The following is a 21,992-nucleotide window of genomic DNA, read 5'->3' as shown; positions in this document are numbered from 1 at the left end:
CCTAATGTCCGAGCACGCCGTTAACCCCGTCGTCCGGGTGTATATCGTGCTCTGCTGTGTATGGCGTGTGGGCGGTATCGGTAGCGTCCAGCATGGAATCGTCGAGGAAAAGCACTGCCTCGTTAACCAGCGCATCCGGATGAGGACTGCCAGACTCAGCGTGCCCCGATATCAGTTCGGCATGATAAAGTGTCTCGAGAGAATATTGGTCGCCGCCGACATATGTCTTTCCGAAAGAATCAAGATCTGCGATGGCGGCGCTGTTGACGAGCGCGTTGGAGCCCGTCGAGATCGACCATTCCGCAGTAAGATTGGGGGCGACGGCATCCTTTGCGAGGGCAATCTGATCACTGTCGCCAAGAATGTTTGTCTGCTTAATATATTGAAGGTTGAGAAGGTCACCACGGATGTACAAAACACTCAGCCCGTTCAGGCCCGCGAAAGCGTCATCGGAACGCACATCATCTGGAATATCCCTCCCGCCGTCCGCAAGTCCCGCTACGGCATCCAGATAATGTTGCGGCATGTCTTCGAAGCGGTCTGGATTTCCAATGTTGGTAATATGGGCCTGGTTCCAGAGCAGGTTTGCCGAGGTTGAGACTTCACCCGTTCCGGTCGTGTGGAAACCAGCGCCTGCGCCAACCACATCGTTGTCGAACAGCACGTTTGTCTGCTGAATGAAGTTGGCATCGTAAACCGAGCCACCAACGATTATCAGGTCGTACGAGAAGCCTAACTCGAAGACCGATACGTGGTTCACGCCGATGTTGTTTCCACTCACAACGCTCGTCGTTACTCCGGACGATGAGAGAACGCCGACATCGTTGTCACTCATGAAGGTGAACTGTTCAAGCCAGTTCACGATCAACAGGTCACCTTTGATCTCCGTGATTGACCAGTATGTTGGATAGTGGTCCAAATCAACGGGATCGGCGCCGGGGTTCTTGGAGACATCTAACCGCTCGAACGTCGCGATGTTGAACAGTTCGTTGGCTTCGGCATTCGTTGGGATGCCGATTGAAGATGTGATTGCGTCGGTGTCCCACAAGGCATTGGTCTGGACAATTACGTTTAGCTCTACATGATCTCCAACGATGGCGGTTACAGTCCCGCCCGTCCAGAAATTCTTCAGAAGCGCTTCGTTGACCAGCGTGTTTCCACCGCTTTGCAGTTCGACTGAGGCCTTGATCGCGACTGTTCCATTCTCCATCGTCCAGGCATTGGAACCGGTATCATCCTCGGTTTCGTCATCAACGAATGAATGGTAGTCTTCAAGCTTGGGTGCCTGTGCGACCAATTCGCCGTTGACATAGACGCCTTCTATCGTCTCCTGATTGGTGAAAATCTGCACGGCTTCATCCGAAGCCAATTCTGAAGTTTCGATTTCAAGAACGCTTGTCTTGATCAGCGTGATAATGTCATCGCTGGACCCAGGGCGCTCCAGGTCGCCGAGTGGCGATAGTGATAGGGCGGACTCCGCGCTGGCAAGCAGCCGGTCATTGTCTATGGCGGCTGGCGAAAAGTCGAGGTTGTGGCCCCCAACACTGAAATAGTCGTCGTCGGAAAGGATGACGATCTGGTTGATGAAATTGGCGACTGATCCGGGAGGTTCTGGGTCCGGGGACGTGAATTTCGTCGTCCAATGTGCGCGGGCGGCTTCATATTTTGGCCAGTCGTACCATGTGCTGCCAGGGTCATTTCCATCTACGTTGTTTGGACGGTGCGTGTCCTGGAATCTTGCCGGTCGCGCATAGGCGTGCCAAGGCTCAGACCTGGGGGAACGGTAGTCGAATCCCGGCTCGTAACCCAGCAACTGATACGGTGCGGCGAAATCGGGAACGATAGCCGGAAGCGGCTCCAGTTCGGACGGAACAGGATGAAAGGAGAATTCGTGATAGGCTTCTCTAAAGCGAGCTTCCTCCACGCTGACATGAAACACGCCAATGAAATGGGCAATCTCTTCGGTGATCTTGTCAAACATCGACATAGCCCAACCCCCCTGCCAGTTTCAACGATCGCCTGGCGGAATAAGAGGCTGCGCAGGGGACCTGCGCAGCCTTGATCGCGTGTTCACATCTGTCGAGAGCAGGCTCTCCCTTATTAACCGTCGTGCGTATCTTCTCCGACAACGGAACTCGTCAGGTCACCACCGACCACGGTCATGTCGACCGCGTTTTGTTGAAGGTTTGCCCCCATCACGATTTCCTGGTTGAAGGCACTTGTGTCGATGACAGCATCGGCATGGGCTGAACTCGTACCGGTGACGAAACCGTCATCACCATTGTCTGAGCCCCACGAACCACCATCGCCAGCGCCGCCATAGCCCGTGGTGGCCGTGCCGCCATCACCGCCGGCCCCGCCAGCACCGCCATATGACCAGCCACCATAGCCGTCACCGCCTATGCCGTCGGCCCAAGCGCCGCTCAGAGCAGAGCCACCGTCGCCACCACCAGCTTCAGCCCAGCCGCCATAAGCGTCGCCGCTCGTGGCGCTGCCGCTGGTTGCGTCGCCGCCGGTTCCAGCTGCACCATTGCCGCCGTCGCCGCCGGTACCCGTGCCGCCGCCGCTGCCGGTTCCAGTGCCGGTTCCTGTCCCAAGCGCATCACCACCGCGGCCACCGTCACCGGCGTCCGTAGCACCGCCGCCTGCACCACCTTCTCCGCCTGCACCTGGATCGCCGCCGGCGCCTCCCGTGTTGCCGGCACCGGCACCGCCGGTGTTGTCGCCGCCGCCGTCGCTATCGACGATAACGGGGTTGATCAGGCCGAGAACAGCGCCGATTCCGGTGTTGGCCGCACCGCCGGTAGCGTTACCGCCGTCGCCGGCATCCGATGCTTCGCCACCGTTTGCATTGCCGCTGTCGCCGCCGTCAGCTCCGTCGCCGGCCGTGTTGTCGCCACCGTTGCTGCCGTCACCGGCAAAGGCAAGACCTGCACCAAGCCCGAGGCCGAGTCCCAGGCCGACGCCAAGACCGTCTGCTCCATTGCCGCCACGGCCGCCGTCACCGTTACCGCCATCGGCGCTGCCGCTTGCAGCCGCTCCACTGGCGCCCGAACCACCGCTGGCCTGACCGCCTTCACTGATGCCGCCCGCTGCCAGGCTGGCAGCAAGACCGCCAGTACCCGCGCCGGCGAACCCGAATCCGCCTATAGAGCCACCGCCGCTTGCGCCATCGCCGCCATCGGCATCCGCATGACTACCGCCACTGCCGCCAGAACCGCCGCCATTGATGCCTTCTTCGGCCGACGCCGTTCCGCCATTCGCATTGTTGTTCAACGTGAACGAGCCATCGTTGCTGACCTGAGCGTTGGCCAGACTGTCGTTGTCCTGAAGGTTGGCAACCTGGTTGATGACGTTTGCGACGTTGCCGTCGCCACCCATGGCGTCGTTGAGAATGTCGTCAAACTGGATATTGAACACGCCATCGATGGAGCTTCCGCCGCTTACATCAATGTCGGCAAAGTCATCATCAGACGGCAGGTAGCCCTCCAGTCCAACATCGACAGTTACGCCCACGTCAACGGTCGTCGTATTGACGTTTTCGTTGACATTCTCGCTGTCGTTGAAATTGGCGTTGCCATTCAGGTTTCCGTTCCCGTTAAGGTTGAGATTCCCGTTGCCGTTTCCGTTGAGATTGTAGTTCGCGGACTCGCTGCTCTGACTTTGATCTTGCTCGCTGCTTTGATCCTGATCCTGATCTTGATCTTGATCTTGATCCTGTTTCTGCTTCTGTTCTTGTTCCTGGTCGTCGTCGTAGTATTTCAGATCGTAGTTATTTCTGAACTTGTCCGACATTGTCGTGTCCTTTGTCTTTGGATCCGCGACAGTTTGACCGTTATTCATCTTGTATACGGTCTTGGCCTCGCAGATGTTGAAAGTGATCTATTGGTCGAAGACGGACGTGCACCGCATGACCGCTCCATGCTGCTTTCATTGTCGTGATCTGTGATTTTTGATCCTCCCCATCGGTGAGGGGGCTCGTCGCTTAAGGCATGATCGCGCCCCAAAAGCGGCCCGATAACTCAAGCCGCGCCGCGTAGACTGTGCTCATTGCCTTGAGAAGGTAAGCTGCTAGTTAGAGCTAGACGCGTTGGGAATGCTCTTGACGCTAAATTCACGGGGCAAGTTGATTATCGCGGCTGGATTTAGCTCAAGGGAATTACGGGCAAAACTAAGAGCTCAGATGAGATTTGCAATTTGTGGTAAAACCGCAGGACACTTCACTGCCGCGGCACATGACGCGCCTGCGTTCGGTTCGGCTGCATTCGCGTCATGGATGCGGTAAGGGGAACCGCTCACCTATTGCCGGGTGGTCAAGAAAAGCTGTAAAAATGAGGTCGCGATATCACGGTTACCTCATTGTATGTAGCCTCGATGCTCCTCAGTGCCCAACATTAGTGCATCAACGCTGTTTGCTCACGTTTTCTGCCTCTTTTGTTCCCATTTTTGAGGCTCAATGGCGTTCGCGTAGCTCATTCGGTCTATTCCAAATCGAAGCTCTTTAGGTTAGGTTTTTCTAATGAAGAGGGCGAGACGGCTCTGCGATACCATATCCGGGGGGAGGCACTCTAAATGACGCACACAGCGCCTGGCGTACGAAATGGCAGCGCGGATGGAGTGGCGTCGTTGGAGGCTATCCCCTATCTGCGCACACTTCTGTTTGTCGGTCCTCCTGATATCATATCTGGAGCAATGACTGCTGCAATCGAGCGGGAATTCCCGTGTTTGAGTGTGAAGCATGCAGCCAACCTGAAATTCGCCTTAGGTGAATTTGAAGTGCCTGTTCGACTCCTATTGGTAGATATGAGCCTTGCCTATGAACTGAGCCGCTGCGCTGCGGACGTGCTCAAGCGACACCCCTCTGCATCGTTTGCCATAGTGACTGATGGCGATCTTCGAGGAACGACCGGATGGCTTCCTGCCGTAGATACCCGCCTGGTTCGGGGTCTCCTGCCGTTGAACGTTAGCCTCGACGTCCTGCTTTCCATGTTGAGGATCATCCTCAGGGGCGGGACCTATTTTCCATCAACTGCCAATAACGATCAATATAACGCGTCCTGGGAGGGAGACAGTACACGTCCGTTCGATGGGATGAGATTGCACGTTGAGCGAGAAATTCAGGGCAAAAAAATGGATCAATTGACCAAACGCGAGAATGAAATCTTGGCCAGGACAGCACTGGGTAATCCGAACAAGATCATCGCGGCGGGTTTGGGGTTGTCCGAACATACGGTGAAAATTCATATCCACAACATCATCACAAAGCTCGGCGTCCACAATCGAACGGAAGCTGTCGCGCTTTACTTTGAGCAAAAGGAAAAGGATGCCCGCGACGTATCGGCAGACGGACCCCTCCGTCCAAGCGGCGATGCGGCGCCTGGCGGCGATGCGTAGATTTCAGGACATCCTGCTGCTCTTGGGGCAGTTGAACTATACTTGGACAAACACTGAAAGCCTTCTCATTCACATGATAGCCGGGCTCGCCGTGTCGGACAAGGAAACGGCAATCGTCATCTTTCTGACGCTGAACACCCCGCGCGCGCGCATTGATCTCGTGGAGCGTCTGGCAAAGATGCAAAAAACTCCCGCCGGTTGCCGAAAAGAGATTCTGGAAGCGACAAGGCGCCTGTCCGAAGAGGCCAAACTCCGAAACAAATATAACCACTGCATCTATTCGTTTGATCCGGACAGCGGTCGGGGGCTCACGCAGTCAATGCGGATTTTCGAGGGCAAGGAGGACATTAAGTACGGAAAGATAGAACAGCTTGATGATCAGGAGATCAACCGGATCAAGGAAAGCGTAAAGTCCCTGATCGACATCAACCAATGTTTTTGGCGGATCACTGAGAAATTCGGCTTCCCCAAGTAGGATGTTAGCCGGAAGTCCGCAAGACGTTGAAATCCGGACCGAGTGTGCCGCGAAAATCTGTCCATACAGAAACAGGCGCCGAGTAGATCATGAGGTCTATATGCGCTCGGCTGTTTCGACTTTGCAATTCACTCCGAAAATGCGCGGTCTCAATGGTAACCGCTGGAGACCTACGGTAGTATATTAGGGGTAGCTTTCCTGTGGGTCCGGAACATGAAGCGTCATCTCGCAGCAATCCTGATCGCCGATGTCGTTGGTTACGGTCGCTTGAGCCAGATCGATGAGGAGGGGACGCGCCTCCGGTTCCAAGCCGACATGAAGGATATCTTCGAGCCGAGAATAAGTGACAATGGCGGCCGTTTGGTCAAGACCATGGGCGATGGCTTGCTTCTTGAGTTTCAAAGCGTTGTTGATGCATTGCGCTGTGCGGTGGAAGTGCAGCAGCAAAAGTCCGAGCAGGCTGCCTCTGCGCTGCCCGAACAGCGCCTGGACTTCCGGATCGGTATCAATCTCGGCGACATCATCGTCGAGGGCGAGGATATTCACGGTGATAGCGTCAATATTGCCGCCCGGATACAGACGCTTGCGGAGCCGGGCGGCATCGCTATTTCCGGGCCTGCCTATGATCAGGTGAAAACGAAGCTTGCTGTCGGCTTCATATCGCTTGGCGAACAGAGGGTCAAAAGCATTCGCGAGCCGATCAGGGTATATCGTGTCCTGCTGGATCCGGCGGCGGCCGGCAAGACGGTTGGCGCAGCAAAGGCGCGGCGTTCTCTGTGGATCCTTACCGCAGCGGCCTTACTGGTGGTGGTCATGGCTGGCGCCGCAGTCTGGTGGAGGCCCGAATTGCTCCAGACTCCAGTGGCGACGAACCGGTTGGCGTATCCATTGCCAGACAAGCCTTCCGTTGCCGTTTTGCCTTTCATCAATGTGAGCGGGGATAAGGATCACGATCACCTAGCTGAAGGATTAACAGACGATCTCATCACCGAACTGTCCAAGGTTTCGGGCCTGTTCGTCATTGCGCGACATTCAGTTTTTGCCCTGTCGGAGAAGTCAGGAAGTATTCAGGATGTCGCAGCGGAACTTGGTGTCCATTTTGTTTTGGAAGGGACCCTGCAGCGTGCGGGCGCACGGCTCAGGATCAACGTCAAGCTCATCGATGCTGTCACGGGGCTTTCCCTTTGGGCAGAGCGGTACGATCGGCAATATGAAGATCTTTTCGTCGTTCAGGATGACGTCATCGGTAAAATCATTTCCGCCTTGGCAGTCAAGTTGAGCGAGGGTGAGAGGGACCAGTTGGCGCGGATACCGACCAACAATCTTGAGGCCTATGACTATTATCTCAGGGCCGAGCAGGAAGGTATCACCTACAGCGATGTCGAAACATATCGCCGGACCTTGTCCTATTACCAAAAGGCAATCGATCTCGATCCGAAATTTGCCAATGCGCATGCAGGCATTGCGCGCGTCGCCGTCGATGTCTGGCGCAACGACTACACCTATCTCTGGTCGGCGGCCGTGGCACGCAAGATTGCCTATGACGCGGCGGGGGAAGCGCTGAAACTGGAGGGGAACAATGCGCGGGCACTGGCTGTGCTGGCTTTGTTGCAACTGGTAGACGGCCGTGATGCCGAGGCGCTGAATTCCGCCAACAAGGCGGTCGAGGCACAGCCAAGCGACGCAGAGGCATTTGGAAACCTCGCACTTATTCTGGCTCATACCGGTAAACACGAGCAGGCAATCGTCGAGATGGAGAAAGCCCTTCGTCTCGACCCGTCGCCGCCGCCGAGTTTTCAGCTCTTGGCCGGCATTGTTTTCTATACGGCAGGCGACATTGAGCGGGCGATCCCCTTGATGGAAGCCGCGCGCGGCGCCCTCCCGGATGCAGAACCCGTGCATGAATATCTGACCGCCGCTTATACTATCAGGGGCGATCGGGTGAATGGTGCAGATGAAGCGGCAAGACTGCTCAAACTCTTCCCAGACAGCAATCTGACCTACTATGGCTATCTCTATGACTATTGGCATGACGACGATCTTCAGCGTCATCTCGGCAGCCTTCGCGCTGCCGGCATCCCTCAGTGGCCGTTCGGCTTTGAGGGAGCGGAGGCAGATAAGGTTGTCGGAGTGGACCTACGCTCCATCGTCAAGGAAAAGACTTGGGTGGGAAAACACAGGAACGGAACAGGTTTCATCCAATACTTCGACACTGCGGGAAACACTGCGTACCGTACCGCAAATACAAGCATAACCGGGGTCGTTGAAATCCGCGACGATCGCCTGTGCGAGACGTTCGCCGGATATTTTATGGATCGAATGGTTTGCGGATATGTCTATCGCAACACGACGCAGTCGAATCCTGCGGCACGATATGTTCACGTGACCCCGCAGGCACTGAAGTACTTTTCCCTCGCCCAATGACAGGCGAGGAAGCCCACCCATCCTCAGTTCGCACTATTTTGGCGCCAATCCTTCTGCAGCTTTTCCGTCACAAGCGTATGTTGCACGTCGGCCCAATGCTTTTGCGAGTTGATGACTTTCGCCGTGTTCTTTTCGAAACCCTCGGCGGCGCCGGGGTCGTAGCTGATGTACAGCTTACCTTCGATGATACGCCAGGCCTTCGGGTCGATGTTCGTGGTCACTGTTCCAAGGGATACCCCATCAGCGCAATATCCGCCGTACTGCGGTGCGTATTTAGCAGGGTCGTGCATGAACATCTCACGGTTTCTGGCGCTCGCAAAATGCCAGGTTGCACCGAGCCAATGATGTGAAAACTTCGCCGATCCCTGTACTGCCTCGTTCTGCGTGAAATAGGCGACCGGATCATACCCCTTGATGGCCACGTCACCGAAGTAGCCTGTGTTGACGAGCGGATCTTCCGCCGCAGCGATCGGCACGAAAAATATTGCAATGCCCAGCCCTGCCCATAGCGCCGCTGAGGCAATCCGTCGTATTCGCTTTTCGTAGGTCATGATACACTCCGTGTGCCCGGCCCCGGCACTCAAGCTAGCTTTATTTACGTTTCCTGCACTCGGTGTAGAGCCACTCTCCGACGACACTCGCCTGTTGACAAACGGCTCCCGCTTTCAGGAGTAGGTCTGCTGCATCCCAATGCTCGCGCCAGCCCGCCTGGGTCAACGGCGTGACGCCGTTTCGCTCCTTGGCATCCACAGTCGCATTGTTGGCCAGGAGAAATTCCACCACGTTTGCATGGCCTTCTTCGGCCGCCGCATGAAGCGGCGTCATATGGAAAAAATTCCGGTTATCGTTGACTGTCGCTCCCTCGGCGACGAGCAGCTTCACGACGTCGAGACTTCCGCCATACGCCGCAGCATGAAGGGCAGTCAGCCCGGACTTGTTGCGAACTTCAATATTAGCGCCGCGCTCAAGCAAAACAGCGACGAGCTCCGTATGGCCGGCGAGCGCAGCGAGGATCAGGGGTGGATCGCCCGCGCTGTCGGGTTCCGCCACGTCGATACCCTGATCCAGCAGCTGTTTAACGTTCTCGACATCCCCGCTCGAGGACGCCTCGTGCAATGGCCCCGCCGTCGCGGCCGACACCCAGAACGCGAAGCCGAGCACGGAAGTGTAAAGAAATTTCATCACACACCACCCGATCTTGCTACTGTTTGTCGCGAGCTGAGCTTAATATAAGCTATCACGAATACGTCATGGGAACAATGATCGGCGCTGGCATATTGGCCGAAAATGCCCTTGATTGGCCTTTATTACAACCCTGTCTGGCAAGAAGTGTTGCCGCTCGTGGCGGTGTCGGAAGGCAAATAAGACTTGCAAGGCCACAACATCATCATCAGTCTGGCAAAGCTTGCTCATCTATTTGATCAAGCAAGCGACCGTACGAAACCCTGATCAGATGTGCCGATAGACCGGACAGGGTAAACGCCTTGCCGATCATGAGGTCCTACAAGCCCCCGTTTGCGTTGAGCCGGAAGTCTTCGGCCCTGCGTCTGGAAATGATCTCAAGCGAGCGATCCGGCTGTATTCGATAGGTCTCGCTCCAATAGTTGCCGCGCTGGTCGTGGAACGTATGAGTAAACGTACTGCCGGCTGGCGACTTGGTCAGTTTGGTTCGAGGCTGCCCACCATAGGTTATGCTCCCGGGAATGGGTTCGAGCGCCACTGTTGTGCAGGCGGCAAGTGCAAGCGCCAACGCCACGAAAACTCCAGTTTTCATCTCAGGATTCCCCTCAATCGTTTACCTCATTTCACCCGCCCCCACGCGATGATGTTCTTGATAATGCGTAAATTCAATATCACTAAAAAAATTAGGAACGAGGATGGAACGGTTCCAGTCCGGTTGATGAACTGTTGCGTCGCACTACGGCTTTAGAGGTAACCTGCAACTCTCAAACCATCGTGCGGTTCATGACGTTAGTCGAGTACCGCTGGGGCAGTCCGGGCTTTTAGACGGTCGGGTGCAAATGACGGCTGTTTGCTGGAAGAAGAAGTTTTTTCAGAGCATCAATGATTTCCCACGAACGCCAGAGCAGACCTGGCGGGATGAGCGATGGGTCAAGACAGTGTTGCCAATAAACGTTTGGCGGCAACCAGATCTGCTGTATCCAAGCCTTCGTCGAACGCTTCGAAGACCGGCTGTAAAAGTGCCCGCGCATCCCTAGACCGGCTGCCGCGCGCCCAGCGTGCGGCAAGATCAGTCGCGGTTCTTAACTCCCAGGCAAGTGCGCCCATTGTCCGGCTTCTTTCCAGTGAATGCATGAAGAATGCTTCCGCATCTTCCGTCAGAGAAGGCGACATCGACAGAAGTAGGTTAGCTCTGATACGCAGCAACTCCGGCAGGTAGCAGAGGTCCCCGTTTCTGTCGACGAGTTCAATCGTTCGGTTGATCCTGACCAGGCCTTCATCGAACTCGCCGATCGCCGCCAATCCCTTAACAAGCGAAATCTCGAGCATGGTCGTGAAAACCTCGTAAGTCGCCGAATGGAGCTTGTCGATACATCGCCGCACCGTCTCGACCCCGAACGTCACGTCCCCTCGGCGGATGGCCAATTCCCCCTGAAAACCTCGGGCTACGGATACATATGGTGACAGGAAGTGCAGCCCTGCGCGCGAGATCAGCCATTCTATATGCTCCTCGGCACTCGGCAGATCGTCTCGCCACAAGAAGACAGCGATACCACCCAGAAGGGCAATGCAAAGCGTGAGCGAATGATCCAGCTTCGCCGCATCGCTGATAGCCTTGCGCGCCTGAATGTTGGCTTGCTCCGGATAGCCTTGCAGCCACAGGTTCCGGGCAAGGATGCCGCCGGCGAGATGCTTGCCTTCGAAGCCGACGTAGCTGGCGGGAGTTGGTTGTGGTCGTGGTTCGCTCCGTGCTGCGGCTTCAAGTTCAGTCCGGGCATTGACGAGATCGCCCGTGAAATGCAGCGAGTTTCCAAGAAAGAAATGCCCCAGTTCAACCGTGGCAGAATCGTCAACCGTTGCTGCGATTTCGGAACACTCACGCGCATAGTGAAGGGCAGCATTGAAATCGCCGATGCGAAGGTTGAACATGCTTAGCGGGCCCAAAACACGTAATCGGTCCAGCGTATTACCCCGTTCTTGCGCAATATGAAGCCCGCGAGTGAGGGCGGCTTGCGACGTTTCGCGGCCGCCTTGCAGATACATCCGTGAAATGCCAAGACCGGCCTGCAGGTGCATTTCCTCGATACTTCCCTTGGATGCATCATCCAGCGCAAGGAGGGCGCGTTCCGACCATCGCTGGCATTCGGGGAAGAGGGCCATCACCTGGAAAACCGGCGCAGCGGCAGCTGCGAGCCTGATGCCGACGCCGATATCGCCATGTTCCCCGAACGACCATTCCAATGCCGCTCTCACATTGTTGATGCTCACGAAATAAGGTAGCCGCTCCGGACCGGTCGATAAAGTCGGCCAATCCGGCCCGAACTGCTCCAGCCAACGTCGATAATACGTGGCATGGCGTGCAGCCAATCCCTCGCGGTCCTCGCTGGTCTGACATTGCAGCGCATAGGCCCGTGTCGTGTCGAGCAGGCGGTAGCGCATCATCGCGCCTACGGGATAGGTGGTGAGCAATGACTTGGCGACAAGATTGTCGATGGCTTCGAAGACGGCTGGGGGATCCATGTCCGATGTGGCAATAACCTCCAGTGCGGCGTCGAGCGTAAAGTCTCCGACGAAAACTGCCAGCCGCCGAAGCACGACACGCTCTGTATCCGTGAGAAGCCCAAAGCTCCAGTCGAGCGTTGCCTGTAGCGTCTTTTGTCGCGGCGGCGCCGTTCGCGATCCAGCCCATCCCAATGTCAAATGCCGATCGAGCAGCTTGGCGGTTTGAACGAGGCCATAGCTTTCAACGCGACGGGCGGCGAGTTCCAAGGCAAGCGCCATGCCGTCGAGTTTTCGGCAGATGCTCGCAACGACGCGAACATCCTCGTCGCTGAGATCGAGAGATGCGCCGCTCGCTGCTGCCCGTTCTATGAACAGCCGCGTTGCCGGAAAAGATAAAACCGCCTCGGTCGAAAGTTCCGGGTCATCCGGTGGGCAGGCGAGGGTGTCGAGCCTGTAAACGCTCTCGGCTTCGATCCTTAAAGCTTCGCGGCTCGTTGCAAGGAGAAATACTTGCGGCGCTGCCTCGACAATAGCTGCCACGAGGTCGGCAATGGCGTCGATCAAATGCTCGCACGTATCAAGTATCAGCATGATCTGCTTGTCGCGCAGATAGGCAATCAGGTTGGGACGCACGTCGTCGGATCCGACCGGCAGGCCGAGCATTGAGGCGATCCCTGCCGCGACCAGACCCGGATCGCTCAACATGCCGTAATCGGCAAACAGAACAGCCCCATTGAATGTCGGCGCGAGATGATGGGCGACCGCCGTCGCCACAGTGGTCTTTCCGACGCCACCAACGCCAACGATGGTGACCATGCGTGCCGTCATCAGCTTTTCCGCCAGTCGAAGGATGTCCTGTTCACGACCAACCATGCGATCAAGCCGGCCAGGCAGCAAGGCGTGACGGAAATCGGACGCTGCAGACCCCTGTTGCTTCCGGCCGGAACGTGAAATCGGCGCTACGAAGCAATACCCCCTTCCGGCGACAGTGGTGATATAGCGCGCGCCGTCCTGGCCATCGCCAAGCGCCTTCCGCAACCCTGTCATGTGGAAACGAAGGCTGCCCTCATCGACAATGACATCGGGCCATACGCGAGATATCAGGTCCCTCTTGCCGACGACGACGTTTGGCGCAAGAGTAAGAGCAACAAGCAAGTCCAGGGCACGCGCACCGAGGTCGATCGCAACACCATCCTTCGCAAGGAGCCGTTGGCTGACACTCAAGCGGAACGGACCGAATGATAACTCGTCGGCGGGAATGTCGCTGGCATTGTTCATGGCTCTTGCTCCAGCCGCTGCTCAATCTCCTTATACTTGAACGGCCTCGTTGGCGCCATTCAGGACGTCGGCTCTCCGGACCCGGCGGGCGCTCACACGATCTTAAACGAAACCTCGACATTGCCCCGCGTGGCCCGTGAAAACGGGCAGATGCGCCGAGCCTCCTCTATCAAAATCGACGCGACGGCGCGTTCCAGTCCCGGAAGTTGGACGACCAGTCGAACGCCGATGACAAATGCACCATCGTTCGACGACAGATCCACTTCCGCGTGGATCCTCACATTAGCGGAAAGGTTCAGTCCGGCCTCTCGAGCCACCTGTAACAAGGAGCTTGCGAAGCTTGCCGACCAACCGGCCGCCATGAGCTGTTCGGGATTGGTCCCGATGCCGCTCGAAGCGGGGTCCGAGAGCCTGATGTCGAGGACGCCGTCCATGCTGCGGGCAACGCCGTTTTCGCGCCCGCCCGTGGTTTCGGTGGTGGCCGTGTAAATCAGATGCATGGTCTTCTTCATCGGACACATCTCTTGGGCCGCAGCGCCCGTTGGAGAAATCGGCGCGCAGAGTGCACGCGCCGAGGTTTCTGCATATTCTCAGCCAGATTTCCGAAGGCTGCGAAAGCCAGCCCGGACTTCATCGGTGAACAATTGTGGTTGCTCCCAAGCCGCAAAATGCCCGCCCTTGGGAAGCTTGTTGTAGTGCACGAGATTCGGATATGCCTTTTCGGCCCAGGCACGCGGTGTCTGGTACAGTTCGTCGGGAAAGACGCTGACGGCGACCGGCACTTTCACCCCCTTCGGGGCAAAGAATGGGAGCTTGTTTTCCCAGTAAAGCCGTGCGGCCGACACGCCCGTATTCGTCAGCCAGAACAGCGTCACGTTGTCGAGGACATCGTCAGGGCTGAGGCCTTCATCCTGGCCATCGAATGATCGTGCGATCATTTCCAAGCTCGCCCTGTCGTGATCGAGCATATAGGTTGCAAGAGCGATTGGAGAGTCCGTCAACCCGGTCAGAGTTTGCGGACGTGTTCCCATCAAAAATGCGTAGTAGACATTCTTGTAGAAGAACACGAGCTCGTCGTACGAGCGCGTTTCTTCATCCGAAAGCCCGAGGGGAGCCGGCGCGCCGGCAAAAGATGCGTTGTTTATTTCGTCGGGAATTGCGCCCGGCATGTTGGTATGAATGCCGAGCAGTTCCGGGGGAGCTTGTACGCCGATCATATCGGTAACGACAGCACCCCAATCGCCGCCCTGCGCCACAAACTGCTTGTAGCCCAGACGCCGCATCAAGGTGATCCAGGCTTTTGCGACGCGTTCCGGCCCCCAGCCGGTCGCTTCCGGCTTTTCCGAGAAGCCGTACCCCGGCAACGACGGGATGACGATATGGAATGCATCCGAAGCACTGCCGCCATGGGCCGTCGGGTCAGTGAGAGGTCCGATGATCTTCAACTGCTCGATGATCGAACCGGGCCAACCATGCGTGACGATGAGCGGAAGCGCATTTTCATGCTTGGAGCGGACATGGATGAAATGAATATCCAGGTCATCGATCTCGGTGATGAAATTCGGCACCGCGTTGATCCGAGCCTCCACCTTGCGCCAGTCGTATTTGTTCTGCCAGTGATCCAACAATTGCCGGGTCGTTTTCAGTGGAACCCCCTGGGAAAAGTCGCTGACCGTTTCTTTCTCAGGCAACCGTGTGTGGGCGAGGCGGTAACGAAGATCGACAAGATCCGCTTCGGGAACATTGACCTGGAACGGGCGGATGGCATCGGATTGCGCCGCTGCCGTCGAATATGCGGGAAGCAGACTTGCAATACCCAGCGTGGCGATCCCAGACGCCGCGGCACCCAACAGGCGACGACGGCCCTCGTTGATAACGTCAGTCTTGATTGCGGCCATGATCATTCTCCTCGGAAACATTGGATTGAGACTGCACGACTGTGCTGCTCCAAGGGGTACGCCGACGAGAGTAGAGGCACACGTTAGGCGTTGTTAGATGTTCATAGCGTCCTATGCCCGCCGGAAGGAGCGTCGCTCTCCCCCTGCCAAAGCCGGCCCACAAAGCGTTTCAACGTTACATCGGGGGCGCTGTTACTGGAGGCCACTCATGGCGGCTAATGACGACTAACAACGCATAACGTGCGGTTCCTGTCATGGAGGGGTACCTCTTGGGCAGCACAGTTGTGCAGACGATCAATCATCAAAACCAAGAACAGGATATTCGTTATGACCAACAAGGTTCTCTTTACTGGCAAGACGCACAACACTAACGGCCGCGATGGTGGAGCCCGCAGCAGCGACGGTTATCTGGACATCAAGATGAAACAGCCGCATCCTGCCGCCGAAAACCTCTTCGGTGCCGCCTGGTCGGCCTGCTACATGGGGGCCATCGAGGTCGCCGCCTCGCAAAGGCAGATCAAGCTCCCGGCTGGGATCGCCGTCGATGCCGAAATCGATCTCAACGCTGATGATGGCAACTATTTCCTGAGCGCTCGCCTCAACGTCATCGTACCGGAAGTCGATCCTGCAATCGCTCGCGAACTGCTTGAAGCTGCGCACAGCATTTGCCCGTATTCGAAGGCGACACACGGCAATATCAACGTGGTCACCAACCTCGTCTGAACACGGTCTCTCGGGTCTGTCAGCGACAAGCCGGCAGACCCGGCAATTACCGAGCTCATCGTGTCATCCATCATCCCAAGGCGCGAAAAGGTCTGGAGGCTATCCATGTTGAAGTTCCGCATGCAGCGCGAGGCGTACCATGACTTCGCCGAACTGCTCGACACCTCAATCTATCAACCGTTGCCGGAAGACTGGCTTGTCGGAGTAACGGACGTTACCGATTCCAGCTTATCGATCGCGTCTGGCCGCCACAGAGATGTCAATTACGCGGGCGCGTCGATAATCGCAGCGCTGGGAAACGCGTGGAACAGTTTCGACTTTCCATTCGTGTTCCGCGGCGATGGTGCGGCATTCGCCATACCCCCCGAAAGACGTGAAGTCGCGACCTTGGCGCTTCGGCAGACTGCAGCATACGCCCGCGAAAGGCTCCAGTTTGATCTGCGCGCCGGCTTGGTCTCGGTGAAAGAAATCCGCGCAGGCGGACGCGATGTGAAAATAGCGCGCTATGCCGCCTCCACGGCCGCTTCATATGCGATGTTCGCCGGCGGTGGGCTGAATTGGGCTGATCGGCAGATCAAAACCGGAAAGTATGCGATCGCTCCGGGTCCCCAGCATGCGACGCCGGACCTGACTGGATTGACCTGTGAATGGGCACCGATCCCGAGCCAGCACGGCGAAATACTCTCTCTTCTGATAGAACCTTGCGATCATGCGAAGTCGGACGATTTCGCGATGCTGGGAAAGCAGGTTCTCTCGGTTTTTGATGCGGGAGAACGGCAGTCACACCCTGTGCCCAATGATTTAGTCGTCACGAAAGATATAGCAGACGACCTCGGGGGCAGGGCGTGGTCCGATGTTGTCTCGAATTCGGATTATCGCAGGTACGACGATGTCCTGCGTCTCACACTGGACTGCACGGCGGAACAGATCGACATGGTCGAGGCACTTCTCCGCGCCGCCAAACTTCGAGGGCAGGTCAGTTTTGGCCTGCATCGGCAGTCACACGCCTTGATGACCTGCCTGGTGCCCTCCGGCAGTAAAAATTCGCACCTTCATTTCCTGGACGGAATGGGTGGCGGGTACACTAAGGCGGCCGCAATGCTGGAGGCTATGCATTGACCGTCATTCGGCGAAGTGCGCGAATCTCAATCAAGGCCTTCACTACGGAGTGGACCAGGATGTTGTTGATCGTACAGCTGAGGTGGTACGGGGTCGTTCACGCCTTATGACCTCTCGGCGTTGTCCGTTGGCGAATACCTGGGCTAGACGTCCATCGTCGCAGCCACTGGGAAAGACGGCGGTCCGGCTTGTGCCGTCATTTGTTAGCCCAAGCCTCTTAGAAGCGTCGGTATGAGCTCCGACACCGTCGGATGGATTGGAACCGACCACTGGAGATCGGTGTAGCGGGTCCCTGCACTCATGGCATTGATAATACCGTGGATTGCTTCGTCGCCTTCTATGCCGAGTATCGCCGCTCCAAGGATTTGTCCGGTGTCGGCGTCGGCTATCACTTTCATGAAGCCGAGGGTCTCGTCGCGCTCTTTCGCCCGCCCGACCCGGGCCATGGCACGTTTGGAGACATGGATATTGCGGCCTGAGGAGGCTGCTTCCCTCTCCGTCATTCCGACCCGGCCCAGCGGTGGATCAATATAGAGGGCATATGCTGGAATGCGGCTCGACAGTTTGCGGTCTTCACCATCGATAAGGTTGGCGGCAACAATCTCGAAATCATTGTAGGAAGTGTGTGTAAAGGCACCGTGCCCGTTGCAATCGCCGAGCGCCCAAATGCCTGGGACGTTGGTCGCCAGCTTTTCATCGACGACGATGTAGCCGCGTGCATTTATCGCGACCCCCGCGAGATCGAGGCCAAGATCGTCGGTATTCGGCGCGCGCCCGGTCGCCACAAGGACGTGACTGGCATCGATCGCGGCGCTATTCAGGGATATCCTTGCCCCGTCGCCGTTTCTGGCAAATGCGATGCTTTCCGCGCCTGTGCGAACGTCAATGCCCTCGATTTCTAGGATTTCCTGAATGGCCTGGGAAACGTCGCTGTCCTCGCGAGATGCGATCTGGGCTCCGCGCTCGATCACCGTGACCTGCGAGCCGAATCGGCGATATATCTGCGCGAACTCCAGGCCAATATAGCTTCCGCCAATGACAGCGAGGTGGCGGGGCAGGGTGTCGAGCTTGAGGATTGAGGTGCTGGTCAAATAATCGATGCTGTGGATTCCCGCTAGGTCAGGAATAACCGGGCGCGCTCCGACATTGAGGAAGATCTGCGGGGCAGTGAGGGTCTCGCCATTGACGCTGACCCTGTCTGCGGCTTCGAACCGAGCGTGGCCAAAGATCATAGTGACGCCATCCATGGTGCCGAGCCAAGTCCCCAGTCCATCGCGGGCGTCCATGGTTATCCGGTGTGCGCGGCGCTGAACGACCTGCATATCGACGGATACAGCGCCCGCGATTTTAACGCCCAACTCGGCGCTGCCCCTGCTGACATAAGCCGCGCGGGCACTGGCAACCAGCGCCTTGGTAGGCATGCAGCCCGCATTGACGCAGGTTCCGCCGAGGAACTTTCGTTCAATAAGCGCAACCCTCATGCCGCGCTCGGCCATCCGGGCGGCAAGGGAGGGGCCGGCCTGGCCAGCGCCGATGAAAATCGCGTCAAACCGTTGCATCAGGCTGCTCCCGGCTGTCCGGTCGGTGATCCTCAAGGGTGCGTTTCACCGCAGTGCCCCGCTCAGCGACCAAGCTCGATGGTTACTGCGTTCAGCCGCGCGTACAAACTGGTTGGTCGCAACGCCTCGGCTCTCAAAGTTGATTACACCCTCAGTTGACCTCGATCCAGGCCTTGTCAACATCGACCGCGACTGCGGCAATGATGATCGCGCCGTTTTTCAGCGCGAACACAGAACGCGTTTGCCTGTGAGCTCAGGCCTTAGCACCGATTATCCTTAGCCCTGCCGGAAATCCCCCGCGATCCGTCATCACATTGGAGTACGGGCCCGTGCAACACTTACCAACTTTGGAAGCGCCTTGCAGACCGATTGCTAAGGTTTGCGGTCAGGTAAAAACTGGCAGGATCAATGTTTGTAAAATCGGGGTCCGGCCGGCCTTTTTTTGGGCGAAATCGCCGGCCGCGACCGGGGTGGCGTGAAAAAATCCAAGGGTCGTAAGGCTAGGCCGGACGTCCCAACATTGATCCAACTGTCGGGGAATCAGCATGACCAGTTTTCGCGAGATCGCTTTCATCGACCCCGCAGTTGCGGATTCCGAAACGCTGCTTGCCGGTCTCCGTTCGGATGTCGAGTCAGTCATGCTCTCATCCGATGAGCCGGCTCTGACCCAGATGGCGCGGAAACTGGACGGTCGCAGCAATCTCGACGCAATCCACGTGATCGTGCACGGTCGGCCCGGCGAAGTAACCTTTACGGCGGGCGCGGTCTCGTACGAGGCGATCAAGGATGAAACGACCGAGCTTCCTGACTTCAGCACAGCGCTGGGAACGCAAAGTGCCATGCTGATCTGGGCATGCGAGACCGGCGCTGGTGAACGCGGTGCAGCATTCGTCGATGCTCTTGCTGCAAGGACAGGCGTGCGTGTCGCCGCCGCCAGTGGCTTTGTCGGCGCGGAATTCCTCGGTGGAACGTGGTCACTGGATCGCGGGGCCGGACCCGGTCTTGCGCCACTGACACCAGAGGCAATGATGACCTATGCGGGGATCATGGCGACGTTCACCGGGACCACCGGCAACGACACCGCGAATGCAACGACGGGCACCCTTACCGGGTTCTCAGGCGGTACTGTGGCTCAGCTTCAGGACGCCATCGGTGATACTTTCAATGGGGGCAACGGTGCCGACACAATTGTCGCTGGCAGTGGCGACGACACAATCAACCTGGGCAGTGGTCAGTTCGTTGCTGGCGAGTCGATCCAAGGCGGCGCCAATAGCGCCAGCGGCACGCGCGACCAGCTGGTACTGACAGCCGGCGGTACCTTTAATTTTTCGCTTGGCTTGGTTTCGGGCATCGAGACGCTTACCGGAAGCAGCGGCAGCGATAATGTGACGATGACTGCAGCGCAATGGACCGGGTTCATCGCAATGGATTTTGGCAGCGGCTTGCTGACCACCGATGTGCTGAATGTTCTGGCGAGCGGCAACATCTCGGCACTCACCATACCGACGGTCAGCAATGTCGAAACCGGCAATCTCATCGGCACGGCAGGCACCGACACGGTGACACTCAGCGGTGCTCAGCTCGATGCAATCCTCATCGGTACGGGGACAATCAATCTCGGCGCCGGTATTGGCGACACGATCAATCTGACCTCGACCTCGTCCGACCTCAACAACCTCGGAGCGACGAACGCATCCATTCAAGGTGTCGAAGCAATCTCGGCTTCGGGCGCAGCGGCAGGCGTGACCATCGCGCTGACTGGCCAAACCGAAGCGTTCGCTGTTACCGGCAGCAACCAGGCGGATACAATCACCGGTGGGGCCGGTGCCGACACATTAGTTGGCGGTGGCGGCGCCGACACGCTAAACGGCGGGGCAGGCAATGACGCGATCACCTATGACGGCTCGGATGTCTCGATCGCTGGTGGAACCAACACCGACACGCTGATTGTCAATGGTGCAGCGACGATCAACCTGGCGTCCGCCGATCAAACCTCCGGCGATACCGCCGTTGTCACGGGGTTCGAAAATGTGAATGCCGGCGGTTCGAGCGCGGCCGTCAGCCTCACCGGGGATGGCAATGCTAACGTGCTGACCGGCGGATCGGCCGCTGACACGATTGTCGGCGGTACGGGGGCGGACACGCTGAACGGCGGGGCAGGCAATGACACGATCACCTATGACGGCTCGGATGTCTCGATCGCTGGCGGAGCCAACACCGACACGTTGATCGTCAACGGCGCGGCGACGATCAACCTATCGTCCGCCGATCAAACCTCCGGCGATACCGCCGTTGTCACCGGTTTCGAAAATGTGAATGCCGGCGGTTCGAGCGCGGCCGTCAGCGTCACCGGCGATGGCAATGCCAACGTGCTGACCGGCGGATCGGCCGCCGACACGATTGTTGGTGGCGCCGGTGCCGACACGCTTAACGGCGGGGCAGGCAATGACACCATCACCTATGACGCCTCCGATGTGTCGATCGCTGGCGGAACCAACACCGACACGCTGATCGTCAACGGCGCGGCAACGATCAACCTTTCGTCCGCCGACCAGAGTTCCGGCGATACCGCCGTTGTCACCGGTTTCGAAAATGTGAATGCTGGCGGTTCGAGCGCGGGCGTAAGCCTCAGCGGCGACGGCAATGCCAACGTGCTTACGGGTGGATTGGCGGCCGACACGATTGTTGGTGGCGCGGGCGCCGACACGCTCAATGGCGGAGCGGGCAACGATACTATCACATATGACGCCTCCGATGTGTCGATCGGTGGCGGAACCAACACCGACACGCTGATCGTCAACGGCGCGGCAACGATCAACCTGTCGTCCGCCGACCAGAGTTCCGGCGATACCGCCGTTGTCACCGGGTTCGAAAATGTGAATGCTGGCAGTTCGAGCGCGGGCGTAAGCCTCAGCGGCGACGGCAATGCCAACGAACTGACCGGTGGATCGGCGGCCGACACGATTGTTGGTGGCGCGGGCGCCGACACGCTCAATGGCGGAGCGGGCAACGACACGATCACCTATGATGGCTCGGACGTCTCGATCGCCGGTGGAACCAACACCGATACGCTGCTGGTCAATGGTGCCGCGACGATCAACTTGTCGGCAGCGGACCAGAGCTTCGGCGACACTGCAGTTCTGACCGGGTTCGAGAATGTCAATGCCGGCGGATCAAGCGCGGTCGTCAGCCTCACCGGCGATGGTAATGCCAATGTGCTTACCGGTGGAACTGCCGCCGACACAATTGTCGGTGGCGCCGGTGCCGACACGCTGAGCGGTGGAGCGGGCAACGACATGCTCACCTATGACAGCTCAGATGTATCGATCGCCGGGGGAGCGGATCTCGACACGCTGCTGGTCAATGGTGCAGCGACGATAAACCTGTCGTCTACTGACCAGAGTTCCGGGGACACGGCGAACACGTCCGGTTTCGAAA

14 protein-coding genes and 1 pseudogene are annotated in these 21,992 nt (G+C 57.7%); 6 read left to right on the top strand and 9 right to left on the bottom strand.

The window, feature by feature from the left end:
- Nucleotide 1 precedes the first annotated feature (1 nt).
- Together ACP7BS_RS10270 and ACP7BS_RS10265 are read right to left on the bottom strand one after the other, a co-directional pair.
- Nucleotides 2-1,981, bottom strand: a complete 1,980-nt coding sequence (locus tag ACP7BS_RS10270; RefSeq protein ID WP_426237929.1) for a hypothetical protein — start codon at nucleotides 1,979-1,981, stop codon at nucleotides 2-4.
- A 119-nt stretch (nucleotides 1,982-2,100) separates the two neighbouring features.
- Nucleotides 2,101-3,795: a hypothetical protein gene (locus tag ACP7BS_RS10265; protein WP_426237927.1), complete on the bottom strand. Its 1,695-nt coding sequence runs from the start codon at nucleotides 3,793-3,795 to the stop codon at nucleotides 2,101-2,103.
- A 777-nt stretch (nucleotides 3,796-4,572) separates the two neighbouring features.
- On the opposite strand from ACP7BS_RS10265, the gene ACP7BS_RS10260 reads away from it, so the two are divergent.
- The 3 genes from ACP7BS_RS10260 to ACP7BS_RS10250 all read left to right on the top strand — a co-directional run bounded on the left by ACP7BS_RS10260 (nucleotide 4,573) and on the right by ACP7BS_RS10250 (nucleotide 8,293).
- The gene (locus ACP7BS_RS10260) at nucleotides 4,573-5,394 is read left to right on the top strand and encodes a LuxR C-terminal-related transcriptional regulator (protein ID WP_426237925.1); all 822 of its coding nucleotides are present in this window, start codon (nucleotides 4,573-4,575) and stop codon (nucleotides 5,392-5,394) included.
- Entirely contained in the window at nucleotides 5,387-5,869 is a 483-nt protein-coding gene (locus tag ACP7BS_RS10255) for a hypothetical protein (protein WP_426230636.1), read from the top strand. The genes ACP7BS_RS10260 and ACP7BS_RS10255 overlap by 8 nt, the downstream gene beginning before the upstream one ends.
- A 213-nt stretch (nucleotides 5,870-6,082) precedes the next feature.
- Nucleotides 6,083-8,293 carry a tetratricopeptide repeat protein gene (locus ACP7BS_RS10250; RefSeq protein WP_426230635.1) on the top strand — a complete coding sequence of 737 codons (2,211 nt, stop codon included), beginning with the start codon at nucleotides 6,083-6,085 and terminating at the stop codon, nucleotides 8,291-8,293.
- A 23-nt stretch (nucleotides 8,294-8,316) separates the two neighbouring features.
- Here the strand turns inward: ACP7BS_RS10250 and ACP7BS_RS10245 are convergent, their stop codons facing one another.
- The 6 genes from ACP7BS_RS10245 to ACP7BS_RS10220 all read right to left on the bottom strand — a co-directional run bounded on the left by ACP7BS_RS10245 (nucleotide 8,317) and on the right by ACP7BS_RS10220 (nucleotide 15,153).
- Nucleotides 8,317-8,844 (bottom strand): YHS domain-containing (seleno)protein, encoded by a 528-nt coding sequence (locus ACP7BS_RS10245; RefSeq protein ID WP_426237923.1) that lies wholly within the window; start codon nucleotides 8,842-8,844, stop codon nucleotides 8,317-8,319.
- A gap of 40 nt (nucleotides 8,845-8,884) precedes the next feature.
- Nucleotides 8,885-9,475, bottom strand: coding sequence for an ankyrin repeat domain-containing protein (locus ACP7BS_RS10240; protein ID WP_426237921.1), 591 nt, complete (start codon nucleotides 9,473-9,475; stop codon nucleotides 8,885-8,887).
- A gap of 319 nt (nucleotides 9,476-9,794) precedes the next feature.
- Complete coding sequence (locus ACP7BS_RS10235) at nucleotides 9,795-10,067, bottom strand: hypothetical protein (RefSeq protein ID WP_426237919.1); 273 nt, start codon at nucleotides 10,065-10,067, stop codon at nucleotides 9,795-9,797.
- Between the two features lie 338 nt (nucleotides 10,068-10,405).
- Complete coding sequence (locus ACP7BS_RS10230; RefSeq protein WP_426237917.1) at nucleotides 10,406-13,255, bottom strand: ATP-binding protein; 2,850 nt, start codon at nucleotides 13,253-13,255, stop codon at nucleotides 10,406-10,408.
- A 92-nt stretch (nucleotides 13,256-13,347) separates the two neighbouring features.
- Nucleotides 13,348-13,767, bottom strand: a complete 420-nt coding sequence (locus ACP7BS_RS10225; RefSeq protein WP_426237915.1) for an Ohr family peroxiredoxin — start codon at nucleotides 13,765-13,767, stop codon at nucleotides 13,348-13,350.
- 78 nt (nucleotides 13,768-13,845) lie between these two features.
- Entirely contained in the window at nucleotides 13,846-15,153 is a 1,308-nt protein-coding gene (locus ACP7BS_RS10220; protein WP_426237913.1) for an epoxide hydrolase family protein, read from the bottom strand.
- Nucleotides 15,154-15,480: 327 nt separating this feature from the next.
- Here ACP7BS_RS10220 and ACP7BS_RS10215 point away from each other — a divergent pair, with 327 nt between their 5' ends.
- Nucleotides 15,481-15,876, top strand: a complete 396-nt coding sequence (locus tag ACP7BS_RS10215) for an Ohr family peroxiredoxin (RefSeq protein WP_426237911.1) — start codon at nucleotides 15,481-15,483, stop codon at nucleotides 15,874-15,876.
- A 105-nt stretch (nucleotides 15,877-15,981) separates the two neighbouring features.
- The gene (locus ACP7BS_RS10210; protein WP_426230619.1) at nucleotides 15,982-16,995 is read left to right on the top strand and encodes a DUF3095 family protein; all 1,014 of its coding nucleotides are present in this window, start codon (nucleotides 15,982-15,984) and stop codon (nucleotides 16,993-16,995) included.
- Between the two features lie 203 nt (nucleotides 16,996-17,198).
- On the opposite strand, the gene ACP7BS_RS10205 is transcribed toward ACP7BS_RS10210, so the two are convergent.
- Complete coding sequence (locus tag ACP7BS_RS10205) at nucleotides 17,199-18,554, bottom strand: FAD-containing oxidoreductase (RefSeq protein WP_426238073.1); 1,356 nt, start codon at nucleotides 18,552-18,554, stop codon at nucleotides 17,199-17,201.
- 545 nt (nucleotides 18,555-19,099) lie between these two features.
- Between ACP7BS_RS10205 and ACP7BS_RS10200 the strand changes: the two are divergent.
- Nucleotides 19,100-21,844: pseudogene (locus ACP7BS_RS10200) on the top strand (DUF4347 domain-containing protein); the annotation flags it as partial.
- Nucleotides 21,845-21,992 lie beyond the last annotated feature (148 nt).

The organism is Pararhizobium sp. DWP1-1-3, from assembly GCF_049896125.1.
Classification (GTDB): Bacteria; Pseudomonadota; Alphaproteobacteria; order Rhizobiales; family Rhizobiaceae; genus Pararhizobium.
Note: the sequence above shows the minus strand (reverse complement) of the source record. Positions and strands in the feature narration are given on the sequence as shown.

Excerpts from the sequence above, each read along its gene's own strand:
- ACP7BS_RS10235 (WP_426237919.1), bottom strand. The coding sequence starts at position 10,067 with ATGAAAACTGGAGTTTTCGTGGCGTTGGCGCTTGCACTTGCCGCCTGC.
- ACP7BS_RS10260 (WP_426237925.1), top strand. The coding sequence starts at position 4,573 with ATGACGCACACAGCGCCTGGCGTACGAAATGGCAGCGCGGATGGAGTG.
- ACP7BS_RS10215 (WP_426237911.1), top strand. The coding sequence starts at position 15,481 with ATGACCAACAAGGTTCTCTTTACTGGCAAGACGCACAACACTAACGGC.
- ACP7BS_RS10210 (WP_426230619.1), top strand. The coding sequence starts at position 15,982 with ATGTTGAAGTTCCGCATGCAGCGCGAGGCGTACCATGACTTCGCCGAA.
- ACP7BS_RS10205 (WP_426238073.1), bottom strand. The coding sequence starts at position 18,554 with ATGCAACGGTTTGACGCGATTTTCATCGGCGCTGGCCAGGCCGGCCCC.
- ACP7BS_RS10255 (WP_426230636.1), top strand. The coding sequence starts at position 5,387 with ATGCGTAGATTTCAGGACATCCTGCTGCTCTTGGGGCAGTTGAACTAT.
- ACP7BS_RS10245 (WP_426237923.1), bottom strand. The coding sequence starts at position 8,844 with ATGACCTACGAAAAGCGAATACGACGGATTGCCTCAGCGGCGCTATGG.
- ACP7BS_RS10265 (WP_426237927.1), bottom strand. The coding sequence starts at position 3,795 with ATGTCGGACAAGTTCAGAAATAACTACGATCTGAAATACTACGACGAC.
- ACP7BS_RS10225 (WP_426237915.1), bottom strand. The coding sequence starts at position 13,767 with ATGAAGAAGACCATGCATCTGATTTACACGGCCACCACCGAAACCACG.
- ACP7BS_RS10230 (WP_426237917.1), bottom strand. The coding sequence starts at position 13,255 with ATGAACAATGCCAGCGACATTCCCGCCGACGAGTTATCATTCGGTCCG.
- ACP7BS_RS10220 (WP_426237913.1), bottom strand. The coding sequence starts at position 15,153 with ATGGCCGCAATCAAGACTGACGTTATCAACGAGGGCCGTCGTCGCCTG.
- ACP7BS_RS10250 (WP_426230635.1), top strand. The coding sequence starts at position 6,083 with ATGAAGCGTCATCTCGCAGCAATCCTGATCGCCGATGTCGTTGGTTAC.
- ACP7BS_RS10240 (WP_426237921.1), bottom strand. The coding sequence starts at position 9,475 with ATGAAATTTCTTTACACTTCCGTGCTCGGCTTCGCGTTCTGGGTGTCG.
- ACP7BS_RS10270 (WP_426237929.1), bottom strand. The coding sequence starts at position 1,981 with ATGTTTGACAAGATCACCGAAGAGATTGCCCATTTCATTGGCGTGTTT.